Origin of the sequence: Lacihabitans soyangensis, from assembly GCF_024343775.1 — a bacterium.
Classification (GTDB): domain Bacteria; phylum Bacteroidota; class Bacteroidia; order Cytophagales; family Spirosomataceae; genus Leadbetterella; species Leadbetterella soyangensis.
In genome coordinates this window covers 149,866-167,948 of the sequence record NZ_RJUF01000173.1, presented here as the reverse complement: position 1 = coordinate 167,948, position 18,083 = coordinate 149,866, and the positions used below count along the sequence as shown (strand labels likewise).

The window sequence follows — 18,083 nt, the reverse complement described above, 5'->3', positions numbered from 1 at the left end:
TCTTAGAACGGCCTTACAAATATAGTTAAAATACTAAATTATGCAGCATTTGATTTTTTCTGCCAGAAGAACAAAATAACGAAAGCCACAATCAATATGACTGGGAAAGTTACCATTGTTCCTAAGGTAGCCTGACCGGCTGCAAGTTCAAGAGCATCACCAGTTAAACCTTCTGCCGCTTTTGTGGCGTTGTTAGAATCAATCCATTTTCCAATGATAGGCTGGAATATAGCTGTTGAGAACATTCCGATACCACCAATTACTGACATACCCAAGGCTCCACTCAATGGCACTTTCTCGGCAATAAAACCTACCATGTTTGGCCAAAACAAAGCCACCCCAAGAGCGAAGAAAACCGCAGCAACGTATGCCATGCTACCTGTTTGGGTGCTGAAAAGGTAAATACCGATGGCGGCAAATACTGCAGAACCTAACAATACGCCTGTTTGATCGAATTTTTCGACGATTGGGCCCGCAAAGAATCTAATAACTGCCATGAGACCGGTTACTAAAGCTAATATCAACATCGGGCTTGCACCACTTTTGCTCATAATTAAACCTGTCCATTGTTGTGGTCCAAACTCTGTGATGGCTGTTATGGCCATACAAGCAAACATAAATAAGAATAGCGGAGTGAACATCGCTTTAATGTTTTCACCAATAGAAGTAACACCCTCTACTTTTGGCTTAGGGAACTCTTGTCCCCAGAATAAATATGCATATATAACAGTAGGAATTAATATTACCCATATTTGTGCTTGCCAGCCCAAATTAGCATCGGTCATGAATTTAGACACTAAACTACCGATAACAATTCCACCTGGAAACCACATGTGGAAACGGTTCAGCATTTTACTCATTTTTGCACCTTGATAAGTATCTGCTATCATCGGGTTACAAGCTGCTTCTGTACATCCATTACCGATACCAATTAAGAATGTCGAAACTAACAGACCTGTATAACCACCTAAAGTTTGAGGATAAATTGTCAACAAAATACCAGCCGCATGGCAAGCAAAAGCAATAAGCATGATTTTCTTTGGTCCAACCGTATGATAAACCAATCCACCGATGATCATCGCAACCGGAAAACCAACAAACCACATTGAATTTATAAAACCAAGTTGTTCTGCGGTAAGATTGAATTCTGTACCTAATTGTGGAAGAATACCTGCTCGGATACTAAATGAAAATGCAGTTGTAATAAGAGCAAAACAACTACCAAGAAAAAGTCTCTTGTCGTTTACCATATCTTTAATATTTAAGGGTTAAATTTTTAAATTTCGTAAATCTACATTTTTTTTATTTTTCTGTAAAGGAAAAATTAATAATTGTATTAAAAACACTTCCAATAATTTTTTAGCGGATCATTTTAGATTTCATATCACTATACTAAGAATAGTTTTTATTTTACCAAGTATTAGGTGGCTTTTTGACCTTAAACTATTGATTTGGTGCCTGCTATAGGAAGTTTCAAAATTTGAGATTTTCATAATTGCGGTTAAAACAGTCTGGTGAGTTTTTTTGAAGGTACTTCCAGACGAATTTTATCAATTAATACTTTTACCAATGCTTTATTTTTCCTAAAATTGCAATTTCAACCTAAAAAAAAGCAATGGCAAGGAAGATAAGAATGGGTATGATAGGCGGCAGCCTTGAGGCATTCATAGGAGCGGTTCACAGAAGAGGGGCTGCATTAGATGGAGAAATAGAGTTAGTATGTGGGGCGTTTAGTTCTAACCCCGAAAAATCAAAAGCTACAGGAGAAGCACTTTACCTCGATCCAAGTAGGGTTTATGGTTCCTTCCAAGAAATGATATTGACTGAGAAAAACCTTCCAGAAGGTGAGAGGATGGATTTCGTGTCTATCGTTACGCCGAATCACGTTCATTTTGAGGCTGCGAAATTTGCTATCGAAAACGGTTTTCATGTGGTGATGGATAAACCCCTGACTCTCAATATGGAAGAGGCAAAAGCTTTGAAGCCGATTGTTGAAAATTCGGGATTGCTTTTTGCTCTTACACACAACTATACCGGTTATCCGATGGTAAAAGAGGCGAGAGCCATTGTGAAGTCAGGAGCTATCGGTAAAGTAAGGAAAGTAATTGTAGAATATCCGCAAGGTTGGTTATCTCAACTGGTTGAGGCAACAGGCCAGAAACAAGCGGCTTGGAGAACAGACCCAGCTCGTTGTGGAGCCGCGGGCGGAGTAGGTGATATTGGTACACATGCCGAAAACCTTGCGGAATATATCACAGGTTTGAAAATTACCGAGCTTTGTGCAGATCTAACGATTTTTGTGGAAGGTCGTCAATTAGACGATGACGCCAATATTTTGTTACGTTTTGACAATGGTGCTAAGGGAATTTTGCATAATAGCCAAATTTGTAATGGTGAAGAAAACGATTTAAATATCAGGGTTTATGGTGAGTTTGGTGGCCTTAAATGGAGACAAATGGAGCCTAATACTTTGGAATTGACCAACCAAGAAAACGGTTCCAGAATCATCAGAACTGGGGTTGGAAATCTTTCGAAACACGCTCAGGCACATACACGTCAGCCCGCAGGTCACCCTGAAGGTTATGTAGAAACTTTTGCCAATATTTACAGAAATTTCGCATTTGCTCTTAGGGCCAGATGGGGAACAGAAAACCGTGCAGTGGCGGTGGGGAATTTGGGTGGAACGCAAGATAATGCCGATGCTTACATTCCAGAAATTCACGATTTTCCGGGTATAGATGACGGTTTACGTGGAATGGCATTTATAAATACCGTTGTGAAGTCTAACGCAACTGAAAACAAATGGACGAAATTTGAAATATAGTAATTGTTGACAAAAAAATATAAATTAGAAATGAGTAAAATCAAAGTTGGGGTTGTAGGTACAGGTTTTATTGGGCCAGCTCACATCGAAGCCTTGCGTCGTTTGCCAAACATCGAAGTGGTGGCACTTTGCGAGGTAAATATAGAATTGGCTACAGCAAAAGCAGCTCAATTGGGCATTGAAAGACCGTGTACTTTCGACCAATTGTTGGCCATGGAAGATATCCAGTGCGTACATATCTGTACACCAAACTTCCTCCACTATTCTCAGTCGAAGGCTGTGCTTTTGGCAGGTAAACACTGTGTTTGTGAGAAACCTTTGGCTACAAACTTGGAAGAAGCTGCTGAATTGGTAGAGTTGGCAGCAAAATCGGGCTTAGTAAATGCCGTTCACTTTAACTTAAGATATTATCCTTTGGTTCGTCAGATGAAAATGATGAAAGAAAAAGGTGAATTGGGTGAAATTTACTCTGTTATTGGCTCATACTTACAAGATTGGTTGTTCTACGCCACTGACTATAACTGGAGACTTGAGCCAGACAAATCCGGAGATTCAAGGGCCATTGCAGACATTGGTTCGCACCTATTGGATTTGATTGAATATGTAACAGGCCTGAAAACCGTTCAAGTTATGGCTGATTTTAATACTGTTCACAAAAACCGTAAGAAGCCTTTAAAACCAATCGAGACCTATTCTGGCAAAATGCTTCAAGCAGAAGATTATGCCGATGTGCCTATCAATACAGAAGACCATGCCAATGTGCTTTTACGTTTTGACAATGGCAACAGAGGTTCAATCACGGTTTCACAAGTTTCGGCCGGACGTAAAAACCAATTGAAAGTAGAGATTTCTGGTTCTATAAAAACCTTGGCTTGGAACTCAGAAGCTCCAAACGAAGTATGGATTGGTGCTAGAGATGGAGCTAACTCTGTTTTGATGAGAGATCCGTCATTGGTTCATGAGGAAGTTCGTTCGTTGATTACCTATCCTGGTGGACATAATGAAGGTTTTGGTGATACTTCTAAACAACTGTTTAAAGAAGTTTACCTAGCCGTGGCCGAAGGAAAACAACCCGAAAGTCCAAAATTCCCGACCTTTGCTGATGGATACAGAGAGCTTTTGATATGCGAAAGAATATTGGAAAGTAGCAGAAGCGATCAGTGGGTTACGGTTTAAATTTACGATTGATTCGATTTTTGATTTACGATTTTTGAAATTTTGACAATAGGCTAAAAGCTATCAGCTATAAGCCAAAAGCTAAAAAAATAATGAAAACAATAAAAGGACCTGGTATATTTCTCGCTCAGTTTATGGGTGATGAAGCACCATTTAATTCACTTGATACTATTGCGGATTATATGGCGGATTTAGAGTATAAAGGCATACAATTGCCAACTTGGGATCCAAGAGTGATAGATTTGAAAAAAGCGGCTGAATCGCAAACGTATTGTGATGAGTTGAAAGGCAAATTGGCTGATAAAGGTTTGGAAATAACCGAATTATCAACACATTTGCAAGGTCAGTTGATAGCTTCTCATCCTGCTTACAACACCATGTATGATGCGTTTGCACCCGCAGAAGTACATGGCAATGAGCCAGCTCGTAGAGCTTGGGCTGAGCAACAATTGAAATATGCTGCTGTGGCCTCAAAAAATTTAGGTTTAAAATCACACGTTGGATTCTCTGGAGCTTTGGCTTGGCCATTTTTGTACCCTTGGCCACAAAGACCTTCTGGATTGATTGAAACTACTTTTAAAGAATTGGCTAACAGATGGAAGCCGATTTTGGATATTTATGACGAAAACGGAGTAGATTATTGTTATGAACTTCACCCGGGTGAGGACCTTTTCGATGGTTCTACTTTCGAAATGTTTGTGGATTATCTGGGCGGACACAAAAGGGCTAATATCAATTACGACCCGAGTCATTTTGTGTTGCAATGTCTTGATTATGTTCAGTTTATTGATTTATACCACGACCGCATCAAGGCATTCCATGTGAAAGATGCTGAATTCAATGCCACTGGTCGTCAAGGCGTTTACTCGGGTTATTCTGGTTGGGCAGATAGAGCAGGACGTTTCCGTTCATTAGGCGATGGTCAGGTAGACTTCGGAACCATTTTCTCAAAACTTTCTCAATACGATTACGACGGTTGGGCGGTTCTAGAATGGGAATGTTGCATAAAATCATCTGAGCAAGGTGCTGCTGAAGGGGCTCCATTTATCGAGAGTCACATCATTGAAGTAGCCACCCGTGCATTTGATGATTTCGCGGCCACTGGAGCTGACGAAGCTGTGAACAGAAAGGTTTTAGGAATATAATTCTCAGGTAAGATTTAATATTGAAAAAGAGCCGAAAGGCTCTTTTTTAGTTTTTAAAGTTATCGTGAAAATCAGGAATATATCATGCTAGCTAGGTCCTTTAGCTTTTATCAGAGCCATAAAATTCTTTTCTATTTTGTTTGTTCAAACCATGTAATGTTTTGCATTTAGAACCTCATTATTAATATTTTAAAGGAAACTTTTTAAAATAAATGCTTGAGTTGCTAATTATAAAATTAGGGACATTGAGTAATATTGTAGCAAACCTTTATGTAAATGGGCAACCAATAGTTTTTGCTATCGATCGCCCAAAGTTTTTGCAAATTTTAATTCTACTGCGAACCTGCACAACCTTCATTGAAAACACGAACTTTTGAGCCCTGATTTGCCCTGAAACCTGGCTGAAGGATTACTCTATTACCTCCGTCATATTTTATATTTGCCCCAGATTGTATTGTACTTGATGTAAACACAGTGTGTGAGGCCTCGTATTTACGATATGTACCATTTGTTTGAGTAGCCGTAACGCTTAGGTTTGTGGTGCAATTTCCATTACATATTTTACCCCACCAAGTGGCCCATCTACTGCTCCCATCTGATGCCCGAGGCCGAGAGTATTCAGAAGTTACCCAAACTGTATTGTCGTCGGAAGGGTCCACCATTGCCGAGGTATAATCGCCCCATCGATTTCTCATCGGATTAGAGGAGTCTAATGCTTGATACCAATCTTCTCCTGATTTATAGACGGTTTCATAAAGTGTGGGGTCTCCAGATCTTCTTACCCAAACACAAGCAGAAGGGTATGTGCTCGTGGTGAATTTGGATGTGCTAATAATTAAATCTCCAGCATTATTTACGGCCAAACAAGGAAAGGCATACATAGTATTGGCATCAGAACTGACTCTTATTGCCTCATATGCGGTGGCGTTATATGGGTTTGATGAAACTATTTGGACAGTAGCAGTGCTCGGACTTGCACCATCTGGTAAAAAAACTGTTTGGGCTGAATATAGCCTTCCATTTCGCCAAATTACTGATAGTACATCATGATCGCCACAGTTTATACGATTAGAACTGCCCAATTGTGGTGCCAAATTGCCCCCTGACCTTCCCCAAGCTGTACCTATACTCACCCAACTTTCTTCTGTCAAAATTGGGGAAGCGGTGTTTCCCGAAATTTTAAAAAAACGTAAATCATTGTCATTGACATCGTCGTTGGTTACCAGCCAATGATCGTTCATATTGGGGTCGTAAGTCAATGCTGGACAAATAGTAGAGTATCCGCTTACATTGTAAGAAGTATAACTTATGGTGGAACCACTATAAAGTTGGTTAAGGTCGAAGATAAAGACCCTTGATTCGTTGCTGCCACCTGCATTGGGTACACTAAACATGTTGCCTGTAATTGTCAGCCATTTGTTATTGAACCCGATACTTGGATAGTCAAACCACTGATTATTGTCTGCATCGCCATCTATTCTCCAAAACCACCAGCCACCTGTTGGGTCAGGTGTTTGCGAAATAGCGATGAGGATGGCCGAATTTGCGGTTTGAGCATCGGTAAGTATAACATAAATCCAGCGATTTCTATAGGGATCGTAAATGATTTTTGGGTCAAACAAATCGGTATTATCTATACTGGACCAAAAACCTCCATTAGCTGGTGTTTCTTCCTGAAGTTGTTCAAAGAGTATATTTCCTTCTTTGTCTTGAATTCTCATTCGGTCATTTAATACTTCAAAAATATGATCATGCCCCACCGCACTGCCAACATCTGGCGGTAAGGTAAATCCTCCTCCAGAGTTTATAAAGGCATTCAGACCCTGATAGGTTAGGCAAGGTGCCTCAAACTGAGATATTTTTCCATTACTGGTCTGACTTAATGGTTTGACAACGTTTGGTTGAAAGTAATTTTGCTCGGCAACAATCTTTCTGGGTTTGTTAAATGGGATATTTGATTTATTGACATCCGTTGAAACCCTCACCCTAGGGGGCTTTATGAATTCTTTTTCTTTTACTGAATCCGTACTTGGGAGATTTCTCAATGTTACAGTGCCGACCACTGGAGACACACCCGTTTCTGATTTACCGACATTTTGAGCAAATGATTGGCTCATGCAAATCAAAACAAACAATATGGTTAAATTTTTCATGTTCAAGATTAGTTTTTGGCTTTCAAAACATCAATTTCTTTTTTCAACTGAATAATATATAGGGCCAGTTCCTCTATTTTTTCCATCATGGCTTTGTTGGTTTCGCCCACTTTTAAGCCATTGGATTCTATTTCAGACGCTTTCGGGATATTTGGTAAATGTTTGTTTTGTTTTACAAATGCTTCCAAGTCATCTATAGATTTAAGCTGGTAATCTTTATCAAAAACATAATCTGCCCAGCCTGTCTCCACAATTACTTCTTTAGCTCTGGCAGTGCCATTGACTTCCAATTTGTAAAGTGATGGATAAACTCCGATTTCGACTTTTCCTGTGCCTTCTACATCACTAAGAACGACATTAGAACCATTTTTTCCACCCCTAATGTAGGTGTCCTCGTTTGTGCCAAAATGGAAATGAGAGTAATGTGTCGTTCCTTTGAAAACTGCTGTACCGAAGCTACTGCTGGGGCTTTTATGTACTAACAAGGTTGCTGATATTGTGTTATCGGCTGTACCAACACCAACATTCCCCCCATAAGGGTTAAGCCTAAGATTTTGCTCCGTTTTTGTGAAATTTGGAAAGACACCAACTTTTCTTGACTGTATAGCATCTTTATCAATATCCATAAATTGGCTTCCCGAAAAAGATTGTCCGGTCATGGGCGAGTAAATGCGTAATGCCCCATCTGATGCACTATTGGACACTATGGGCGAGATATTTGTAGAGCCGTCGACTATTATACCGTTAGCGGGAGCAGTAAGTCCGTTGATGGATAGTCGCCCCAAGGCGGATAAAGACATAACTGTTGTTTCCAATGGTGTTGGATTTCCGGCATCTCCATTTGGTATAGAGGTCCAGTGCATGGTTCCTGTTGTGGGGTCAACTGTATTGCCAGCGGCATAGCCCGATCCTATATATCGTTGTACGTTTGTTTCATCCCTATACTGATTAAACCCAATCGTTGGCCAGTTTTGTTGGAGGGAAATTCCTGTACTTGATGATCCAAATATCGCATTGGTAATGTTTGGACTCACAACATCGAATTTTACTTTTGGGGTACCTGTTCCGACACCGACATTACCCGCATTGGTATTCAGAATATCTATTCCGTTAGTTGTCCATTCATAGCCTACCCCTCCAGCACTCATGGTTTGCCAGCTGGTACCATTATAGTATTTCATGACATTTAAGTCGGAATCAAAAACTACAGTTCCTTTGGGTTGGTTGGTCATACCGTCAATAAACGCAGTAGTAAATTGTGGGACTGAGATTCCCTGATTTGGATTGATTACGCTACTTTGTGCAAAGCATACTTTGCCATTTAAAACGATGGCAAAAAATAAAATTAGTTTTTTCATGATTTTAGTTGATTTAAGAGTTTAAAGATTTGAAAATTGATTGAAAGCGTTCTTTTCGTCTTCTAGAAAGCGTGACATTTCGATTGTTCTCAACTTCTATGGACTTTTCTTTGTAAGCTGTCACATAGTTGAGATTGACTAAAAAGGTCCGATGTGTTCTAAAAAAGTAGGGATTGCCTTTCAGCCTCAACTCAATCTTTCCGAGTGTAGTCGAACTCATGAAGATTTTTCCTGATACCAAGTGAATTTTGGTATAATTTTCCTGTGCTTCGAGCATGACAATTTCTTGGGTATCGAAACTTTTTCGGCTACCCACGTGCAATAATTCTTCGTTTTTCATGGCTTAATTACATTTTGTAAATTTGTTTTGTATGTAAGAAGTTTTCTGGCTTGTTATAAGTCCGTAGGTGGCATTATTGGCCAATTCAAGTCCCCAACCTGTGAGTGAAGCAAAAGTATTATTGGTGGTCATGTCCATGGCGGTGCAGAGTGGATCTCCTCCGCCTGCGTTTCCCGGACCCCATTCCCAAGCCAACCAACCTATTCCCAAACGCTGGCATTCTGTGGCAATCCATTGGTAATTTACCTCACCAGGTGCGGTGCAGACACTCACACCATTGCCTGCCCATGCTCCATATTTTGAAAGTTCGCCAACAATAAAAGGTATATTGGCAGCGGTGGCAGCTTCAAACTGTGCGGTTATAAATGCTGGTGTAGCTCCATTGTTCTTTGGCCAATACGTATGGACAGAAAATAATAGGTTATGGAGTGGATCATGATTAATCAAAGTGGGAGCTTTTTGCACGATAAACTCAAGGTTTTTTCCACAGTCTACACCATCAATTACAAGCGGAACGGTTATTCCAGCACTACGGAGTTGGGTAATGGCATCTAAATAGGCTACCTCAAACTGTTGAGCGGTGGCTTGCCAGTCACCAGGTTCGTTGGCTATGTTTAGTAAAAGTGCATGCTTGTATTTTTCTATTATGGCCAAAATTTGAGGCCGTTTCCAGTAGTTGAGAGCCACTTGTAAAGCACCCAAGTTGCAGGTTGCGTCATGGATTTCCACCATCGGAATCATCTTCGCTTGAATGCATTTAGAAATCAAGCTGTCAAGTTTTACATCATTGGTAGGGGAGCCATTGAAGGTAGTTGTCCATACAATTCTCAGGCAGTTTGCACCCGTTTGGGCAATTTCTGGAATGGAGAGACCGTCTTGATCGGTCCATACATTCATTTTATTTACTCCTTTCAGAATTACCGTATTTCCACAAGGATCTTTCAATTGACGACCTTCAACATAAAATGTAGATTTTTGAGTAGAACTTGGTATCAAATCCACCCAATTTGTGCCATTCCAGAATTGATGTCTGCCGAGGCTAAGGTTGAAAATCATTGTACCCACGGCAATTGGATTTTCTGGTAAATCAATTGGTAGGTTTGCATTGCTAAACTGCGGGAATACCATTCCGTTTGGGCTTATTTCTGCTCTTTGTTGGCCAAGGCACATCATAGAAATCAAGGAAAAGAACCAAATTATGTTTAAGTTTTTCATACTATTGGAGGTTTTAATTGAGTTTTTTCTATTTTTAAATTTAGGATAGTTTATTTATTGAGTACAACCTCCAACTTCCACTCTAAATACTACTCCCGAATTTGCCAAAAAGCCGGGATTAAGAAGCGTGCTTTTGGCTTGGTAGCTTACATTGGCACTCCCAGTAATCTTATTGGTAGCGGTAATCATGCCGTTTGTGGCATTTGCTTGTTTGGTGGTATTTCCCGAGGAAAAGTCGTCCGAAGTGCTTGTCAAAACCAAATTGGAGGGACAAGGGGATGGACATATATTAACCACCTGAATGGGTACTCTTGGAAAATTAGAAGGAGTTGGATTGGCAGATATTACTCTGATTTCGTAGTTTCCTAGGGGTACAGAATTGGGGATGATGGCCGAAATTGTACCAGAAGTCATACTCATGAGGCTTCCAAGTGTCGCAACTACCGTATTTCCGCTCATAAGCTGAGCTGTGAAAATATTTCCAGAGTTGAAAGTGCCGTAAGCACCAAAACTAACAATAAATGCTACGTTTTTACAGAAACTAACTGGTGTGTTCAAAACTAGAATGGCATTGCTTTCAACGTTAACACTTTTGATGCCAACTACACTCCATTTTCCGTTTGAGTCTTGAGAACGAATACATATATGGTGCGTTCCTAAGGATAAGCCACTTAAATCGACCATCGCTGAAAGATTAGAAACCGAAGTTCCTGGGGTAAGTGGAATATTAAGAGCCAAACCATAACCTGGATCATTATCAATGTAGTATTCTGCTTTTACCACTGCAGGTATCGGATTTGGTGGATTGTTTATGGTCATTTTCATAAAAGGGTGATGGGCTACCACACTCCATCGGCCATTAATGTCTTTTGCCCTTACATGTATACGATGAAAACCATCACCAAGAGAATTTTCGATGTTGACATTAAGACTTATACCATTGATAGGTGAGCCGGCGGAAATTGGGATTTCCGTAGCTAATCCATACCCAGGATCGTTATCAATGTAGTATTCTAGCCTTTGTATGTTCGGGATAGGATTAGGCGGGTTATCAAGAGTTATCTTTAAAAAAGGGTGATGGGCCACCAAGCTCCATCTATTGTTTTCGTCTTTGGCCCTAATGTGAAATCTATGGAATCCGTCGACCAAAGAATTGCTGAGGCTGACATTTACTTGCAAATTACTAATCGTATTTGCAGCAGAGACCACCACTTCGGTGCCTAATCCGTAACCTGGGTCGTTATCAATGTAGTATTCCAAATTCGTAATGTCTTGAGCATAAAGCCCAATTCCATGGGTTAGAATACTTACCCAAAGGAGAATTTTTGAGGTTTTCATTTGGTTCAGTTGTTTCCTTTGATGCTAAGAGTGATGGTCATCGGCGTACTCGTGGTGTAAACCCCAGCTGAGCTGTTGAAACTGTAGGAAGTGATCTGAGGAATAGGAGCCAAGCCGGATAAAACATAAGGTGTGCTGGTACTAAATACACCAGCATCTACACCTCCAATGCCTGCTCCAATGGCAGGAGAGGCTGCTTTTAGGGCAAAATCTTTGTCGTTGCTAAAAGGATTTGATGCGACAAAAATTTGATTATCGATTGCCGAATTGACATTATTGCTTCCTTGAACACATGGGTTGGTTCCGCACACGTTGTTGCCTATGACCGAACCCGTCCCCAAAACTCCGATTATGCCCGCCACAGGAACAGTTCTGAAAATGTTATTGGTGATGGTGCAGTTCATGCAATAGTTGATGTTGGCACCAACGTAGTACACATTATTGGAAATGACAATATTCGAGCAAGAAGGAATAGTAAGAATTGAACTTGAACATCCTGACGACAAAGTGTTTGATGTAAACCAGAGATTAATATTGTTTTTGATGGTGATATTTTCTATCGGATAAGCAGTATAGCAGTTTAATGCATAGTCTGAATAACCATAAGCATATACGTTGGCAATGTGATTTTCTAATACATTTGCCCCGCTTGCATTTTTTCCTGCCTCTCGGTAAAAATAAATATTGAAACTCTTACAACGTCTTATGGTTACATTGGGCACTTTTACGCTTATGGTGGCTCCGTTAAAAGTCAATCCCATGAAAACGCTACCTCCACCTGTCGTACCGTTGATGTTGACTGCCCCAACCACGGAGGCTCGGGTATCCCAGTTTTGTGAGGAGCCCGGATTTATGCTGTGATCGTAGCCATTACCAATGATCGTAAGTGTTTTGGTCATGTTTAGGCTGCCGTAAGTAGTACCTCCAAATGAAGGCTCTACATAAATAATGTCGCCGTCAGAGGCAATGTCATGTGCCTCCTGTAAAGTTCGTTTTAGAGTGGCAGAAACAGGTACACTGGGGTCGTTATTACAACGAAAGATGTTTTGAGAGACAGCCTCTAAAGAAATTAGGAGTAAGAGGAACGTGATTTTTTTCATGGTATTAAAAGTTTATTTATAAGTTTTTTATAGAAAGATTAAGCCTAAACTGATGACCAACATCAGAAGGAATACAAAGTATTTCAAAAGTCTTTGTCTAATGTTTTCTGGAGAATAGGGTTTCATTTTTAAGCTGTTTTGATGCTTAAAATTCGCTCAGAAATGTTTCGGTTTGTTGCAGAATGTATAAGTGGGCAGGATGACCAAATAAGTGGGAGAATCTAAAAACCAATAATCTCCATGAATTCTTTTTTGCGGCGTTTAGATACATCGAGTTCAGTTCCATCGGTCAAAATTACGCTACCGCCTTCGCCTTTCAGATATTCATGTATTTTGCTCAAGTTGATGATGGTAGAGTGGTGAATTCTGTAGAAATGGACACTTTCCAATAGGTTTTCGTAGTCACCCAGATTTCTGGACGAAACTATTTTTTGTTTGTTTTCTAGGTAAATATTGGTGTAATTTCCCTCTGAACTTAGGTATAGAATTTCTTTGATGGGAACAAACTGTAAACCTCGCATTGAAGGGACTGGGATTTTGTCAAACTGTGCGTTCAGTTTACTTATGGATGGTTTTTCTGCCTTGTTTTTAGCATTTATTTTTTGTTTTGCTCGGTCTATGGCCTTCTTGAGTTCGCTAATACTTATTGGTTTCAATAAGAAATCTACAGCACTTTGCCTGACTGCCTGGATGGCATATTGATCATGGGCTGTGGTGATAATGACTTCAAAATCTCTTTTCGAAAAATTATCCAAAAAGCTAAAGCCGTCCATTTCTGGCATTTCCACATCTAAGAATATCAACTCAGGTGCCAATTCCTCCATTTGAGATATTATTGCCTTGGCTGAGTGAAAAACTCCGATGACATTAATTTCGTCACTGGCCTTTTGAATTTTTAGCTTTAATGCCTCCGCACTCGCAAGTTCATCGTCGATTATTATAGTGTTTATCATAAGATCAGGTCAGAATGAGTGAGTAATGGTAAACTTATGCTTATGCTTGTACCTGTTTTTGATTTTTCAAAATTATCTTCGATTTGCAGTATTATTTTTTGAGCATATATTTCATTTAATTTCTCTATCCGTTCTTGGGTCACTTTCATTCCCAGAGAATGACGTTTTAGCGTATTCTGCTCATTAAGTTTTTGGGATTGTTCTCGGCCAATACCATTATCAGCTATTTGTATGAATAACTGTTTTTGAGAACATTCAAAATCAAGAATGAGCATGGGTTTTCCGTCTTTTTTATGCCGAAGACCGTGTAAAATGGCATTTTCTACAAAAGGCTGAATCAGCATAGATGGCAAGTAGTATTCCTCTTTCAGTAGACTTTCAGCGACGCTTATTTTGTATTCGAACCTCGGATTGCTTCGTTCTTGTTCTAGTTTAATATAAAGTTCTAGAGCCTTGAGGTCTTGGCCGAGTGGAATGAATTCTTCTCGAGAATTCTCTAAGATCATCCTGATTAGTTTTGAGAATTTATTCAAAAACTCGCTTGCTTCGTCAGTTTTGTTTAACAAAATATACGAATCTATGGTATTAAGGCAGTTGAAAATAAAATGAGGGTTCATCTGGCTTCGAAGAGCGTTGATTTCAGCCTCCACTTTTATTCGTCGGATTTCCTCTTTTTTCTTGGTTTCTTCCCTTATTTGCATAATTCTCAGCCTTGATAGAAAATACGCCAGGCCTCCCAATGCGAGTATAAGCAAGGTTCTAAACCAAACGGTTCGGTAATAAGGAGCATGGACTATAATGCCGATTCGTTTTGTTTTTGAACTCGTTTTGCCGTCTTCGCTGATGGCCTTTACCATAAAAGTATAGTGTCCTTCATTTACATTTACATATCGAGCAGAAGTTGGATTCTTGCCCATAATCCACTGTTTATCATATCCTTGGAGTTGATAATGGAGCTGTACCTTCTCGGGGAAACCGTAGTCTATTCCAACTAGGTCAAGCGAAAATGTATTTTCAGACGGTTTTAATTCTATGGTTTGGTTTGCTTCTGAATAAGAGCCTAGCCTTACTTGTTTTTCGTTGATAATGAGCTGGGTTATCTCAACTTTCGGCGGTAAATAATTGCTTTTCGATCTGGTTTCTTCGATGGCGGTTATGCCATTTGTTCCACCGAAAATCACTTTGCCATTTGATAACTTAAAGGCACATCCCCAATCGTACTCATGTGAATAAGCTCCATCTTTTGAAGTGAAACTTCTAAATTCATTCTTACTTTTTGAAAAATAGGAAATGCCTTTGTTGGTTACTAGCCAATAATTACCATTCGGTTCTTCAATGATATCGGTGACGTTGTTGTCGGGTAGGCCCATTTTTTCGTCATAGGTTTGATAGCTAAAGTTTTGCGTATTAAATAGTAATAGGCCTTTGTTGGAACCCAACCAGATTTTGTTTTTTTGGACTGAAGGCATAAATGAATAAATATCTTTGCCGAGAAGGAGTTCTTTCTTTAATCTCCAATTCTCGCCAATTTTTTCCAAAACAAAAATCCTTGACCACCAATTGGAACTTATAAAAACTTGCTTTGTGGCCTTGTCGTAGAAGAGGAAATTGAAAATGTTAATATTTTTATCTTTAAGATCATCGATTTGGGTATAATTTTTATTTTTGTCTAAATATCTAAACAATCCAGTTTGCCCTGCAAGTAGATATTCTCCAGGTTCTGTTTCGATTCCGAGCGGATTCCATCCCATATTCCCGGCTAAAGCATCGACTGTGACTATTTTATTAGAATTTTTGGTTGGATTGTATCTGACAAAGTTCAGACCATTGGTCAGCCAGGTTTGGTTCTCGGAATCTGTAAAAAGCGGTGTTCTTTTACCCAAATCTTTCAATACCTTGCCGTTTTTGTCAAGTTGGATAGAGCCGCCATTTTGTAATTTAGCGATTACAAAATCTTGATTTTTAACTATTCGTGAAACGTGATTATCGGTGTAACCCAGCGGTGCTATTTCTTCTGGAGTAAGCCATGAAGAGGCTACATTTCTATGAATATTTGTAAAATCCACGCCAACGCCCAATTGCGAAAGAAACAGATTGCCATTCGAGTCAATGTAGGGTACTTCGTTCCAGCCGTGCTGTAAACCATTAGAATTCAGCTTTGAGTGTTTCAAGTGCTGAACAAATCTCATAAGTTTTCGGTCAAAAATATACAAACCATCGTTGGAACCCACAAAGAGAAAGTTTTTGTACTGACTCATTTGCGAAAGCACTGTTGTGATTGGTTTTTCCTCAAATTTGGTGAAGTTTTGTAATTTTAAAGTGTTGGTATTTAGCTTGGTAAGTCCGTTATTATTGCCTGTTATCCAGATGATTGAATCGCTTTCTACAAAAACAAAATCGGCAAGATTTTGGAGTTTGGCAAGGCCATTTTTTCCATCAAAGTATGTTTGGGTTTTTAGAAGTTTGTTGTTTTCAAAGCTAAGTTTTTTTATTCCAAAACCTTCCTTTGTGCTGGTATATAAGGTATTTACTGGTGTGTAGTTGGCTAAATGATTTTTGGATATATGGTCAAAAATGTCATCCGTGATGAAGGAATACTGTTTGGTTTTTGTATTGTAGGTGTAGAGTCCATCTTTTGGCGTACCGTTTACAGTCAACCAAAGTAAACCATGATGGTCAAACCTGATGGGGTAGGCATAGAATGACTTTTTATCGGGTGAAAGGTGCGTTACGAAGCCATCTTTTGCTCTGTCGTAGAAATTCAATCCTTTTTCACTACCAATCCAAAGTCCACCAGATTTATCTTCTACAATGTTGTTTATTTTTATTCCTACTATGTTGGAGTTATAAGGTTTATAAACTTTAACATTTATACCATCAAATCTGTTGAGCCCATTGAGACTACCCATCCATGTAAAACCTCGAGAGTCGGTGTGGAAATAGAAAATGTTGTTATTCGAAAGTCCATTTTCGCGGGTTAGATGATTGAAAGATAAGCGAAATGGAGCTTGCCCATAAGACAAGTGGTTGAGGATGAGTAAAATGAAAAGAGCAGCAGACTTGAGCATTTTATCATTTTGGAAAAGTAAATGTATATGAATTTGACGAATTTCAAAAGTCGAAAATTTTGGGCGACTCCAAATCTAGAATTTGATGAATGAAGTACTGTTGCTCAATCGGAACAACCTGGACTTCTGTTCATTGAAAAAAGGCCTGCTCTTTTTGTAAGTTTATATTGAGTAAAATCTCTAATATTCGCTTAAAAAAGAGCTTTGTGAATAATTAACTACCTTTGTATTTCAATTTAAAAGAAATTAGCATTGGAAAACTTCAATCAACTAGGTGTAAACGAAAATCTTGTAAAAGCCTTAGAAGAAAACAAAATCATAAAACCTTCTGAAATACAGCAACTTGTAATTCCCTATTTATTAAAAAACAATACTGACTTTATCGGGCAAGCTCAGACGGGTACAGGTAAAACCGTGGCGTTTGGTATTCCGCTTTTGCAGAGACTCAATCCTAAAATTAAAGAAATACAAGTATTGGTTTTGTCTCCCACTCGTGAACTTTGTCAGCAAATAGCAAAGCAAATCTTTAAGATGACCAAATACTCCGAAAAGGTATTTGCGGAGGCAGTTTATGGTGGTGAAAAGATTGATATTCAGATAGCTAGATTGCAGCGTCCGACACAAGTGGTGGTTGCTACACCGGGTAGATTAATGGATTTATTGGAACGTAAGGCCTTGGATATCAGCAAAGTGAAAACCATAGTTTTGGACGAGGCAGACGAAATGCTCAGTATGGGCTTTAAAGAGGCCATTGACAATATAATTGGGCAAATTCATCCCGAAAATATTAAGTGGCTTTTCACGGCCACTATTCCTGATTCACTAAAAAAGCTCACCGAGAAATATATGGCACCTGATGTGCATAAAGTGACGGTGAGTCGTTTGGAGGTAGTAAACAGTAAAATTGAGCATCAGTTTTTTATTTGTGAAGCCAAGGAAAAGTTTGACTTTGTTTTGAGGTTTCTGGAATCGCAAGGTGCCGCTAGAGGAATAGTTTTTTGTAGAACAAGGGACGATGCTCAAATGGTGGCCAAACGACTGAAGGCAAAAAATGTTTTGGCGGATGCCATTCACGGAGATTTGGAACAAAGAGACCGTGACAAGGTAATGAGAGCCTTTAAGAACAAAAAAATACAAGTATTAGTGGCTACGGATATTTCGGCCAGAGGTATTGATATTGAAGGACTGAGTTATGTGGTTCATTATCAGTTACCTGACCAAATAGAGTACTACACCCACCGAAGTGGCCGTACTGCAAGGGCAGGAAAAAGAGGTATTTCTATCGCATTTGTGAGTTCTGAGGAATTAAAAATTATTAGAGTAATAGAGAAAAACTTGAATATCAAGTTCTTGAAGATAAAGTGATGGCTGGCCCAAGGAGTGTGGTTTTAGTTTAGGCTAAAATAAATTTAC

At 39.4% G+C, this 18,083-nt stretch carries 13 protein-coding genes; 4 read left to right on the top strand and 9 right to left on the bottom strand.

Annotation, left to right across the window (positions count from 1 at the left end):
* Positions 1-38: 38 nt before the first annotated feature.
* On the bottom strand, positions 39-1,250 hold the full coding sequence (locus tag EGI31_RS15955; RefSeq protein WP_255038151.1) for an MFS transporter: 1,212 nt from the start codon (positions 1,248-1,250) through the stop codon (positions 39-41).
* 383 nt (positions 1,251-1,633) lie between these two features.
* Here EGI31_RS15955 and EGI31_RS15950 point away from each other — a divergent pair, with 383 nt between their 5' ends.
* The 3 genes from EGI31_RS15950 (at position 1,634) to EGI31_RS15940 (ending at position 5,145) form a co-directional block, all read left to right on the top strand.
* Positions 1,634-2,824, top strand: a complete 1,191-nt coding sequence (locus tag EGI31_RS15950; protein ID WP_374760699.1) for a Gfo/Idh/MocA family protein — start codon at positions 1,634-1,636, stop codon at positions 2,822-2,824.
* A gap of 30 nt (positions 2,825-2,854) precedes the next feature.
* Positions 2,855-4,000, top strand: coding sequence for a Gfo/Idh/MocA family protein (locus tag EGI31_RS15945; protein WP_255038149.1), 1,146 nt, complete (start codon positions 2,855-2,857; stop codon positions 3,998-4,000).
* Positions 4,001-4,092: 92 nt separating this feature from the next.
* Positions 4,093-5,145 (top strand): sugar phosphate isomerase/epimerase family protein, encoded by a 1,053-nt coding sequence (locus tag EGI31_RS15940; RefSeq protein ID WP_255038148.1) that lies wholly within the window; start codon positions 4,093-4,095, stop codon positions 5,143-5,145.
* Between the two features lie 332 nt (positions 5,146-5,477).
* Here the strand turns inward: EGI31_RS15940 and EGI31_RS15935 are convergent, their stop codons facing one another.
* The 8 genes from EGI31_RS15935 to EGI31_RS15900 form a co-directional block, all read right to left on the bottom strand.
* Positions 5,478-7,298 carry a 3-coathanger stack domain-containing protein gene (locus tag EGI31_RS15935; RefSeq protein WP_255038147.1) on the bottom strand — a complete coding sequence of 607 codons (1,821 nt, stop codon included), beginning with the start codon at positions 7,296-7,298 and terminating at the stop codon, positions 5,478-5,480.
* Positions 7,299-7,306: 8 nt separating this feature from the next.
* Positions 7,307-8,656 carry a hypothetical protein gene (locus tag EGI31_RS15930; protein ID WP_255038146.1) on the bottom strand — a complete coding sequence of 450 codons (1,350 nt, stop codon included), beginning with the start codon at positions 8,654-8,656 and terminating at the stop codon, positions 7,307-7,309.
* Between the two features lie 13 nt (positions 8,657-8,669).
* Positions 8,670-8,996, bottom strand: coding sequence for a LytR/AlgR family response regulator transcription factor (locus tag EGI31_RS15925; protein WP_255038145.1), 327 nt, complete (start codon positions 8,994-8,996; stop codon positions 8,670-8,672).
* Positions 8,997-8,999: 3 nt separating this feature from the next.
* Positions 9,000-10,211, bottom strand: coding sequence for a glycoside hydrolase family 5 protein (locus EGI31_RS15920; RefSeq protein WP_255038144.1), 1,212 nt, complete (start codon positions 10,209-10,211; stop codon positions 9,000-9,002).
* 54 nt (positions 10,212-10,265) lie between these two features.
* Entirely contained in the window at positions 10,266-11,549 is a 1,284-nt protein-coding gene (locus tag EGI31_RS15915) for a 3-coathanger stack domain-containing protein (protein WP_255038143.1), read from the bottom strand.
* Positions 11,550-11,554: 5 nt separating this feature from the next.
* Positions 11,555-12,649 carry a right-handed parallel beta-helix repeat-containing protein gene (locus tag EGI31_RS15910; RefSeq protein WP_255038142.1) on the bottom strand — a complete coding sequence of 365 codons (1,095 nt, stop codon included), beginning with the start codon at positions 12,647-12,649 and terminating at the stop codon, positions 11,555-11,557.
* Between the two features lie 221 nt (positions 12,650-12,870).
* Positions 12,871-13,602: a LytR/AlgR family response regulator transcription factor gene (locus EGI31_RS15905; protein ID WP_255038141.1), complete on the bottom strand. Its 732-nt coding sequence runs from the start codon at positions 13,600-13,602 to the stop codon at positions 12,871-12,873.
* A complete protein-coding gene (locus EGI31_RS15900; protein ID WP_255038140.1) occupies positions 13,599-16,670 on the bottom strand; it encodes a sensor histidine kinase in 3,072 nt (1,023 codons plus the stop codon). The genes EGI31_RS15905 and EGI31_RS15900 overlap by 4 nt, the downstream gene beginning before the upstream one ends.
* A 252-nt stretch (positions 16,671-16,922) precedes the next feature.
* Between EGI31_RS15900 and EGI31_RS15895 the strand changes: the two genes are divergently transcribed.
* A complete protein-coding gene (locus EGI31_RS15895; protein ID WP_255038139.1) occupies positions 16,923-18,035 on the top strand; it encodes a DEAD/DEAH box helicase in 1,113 nt (370 codons plus the stop codon).
* Positions 18,036-18,083: the final 48 nt, after the last annotated feature.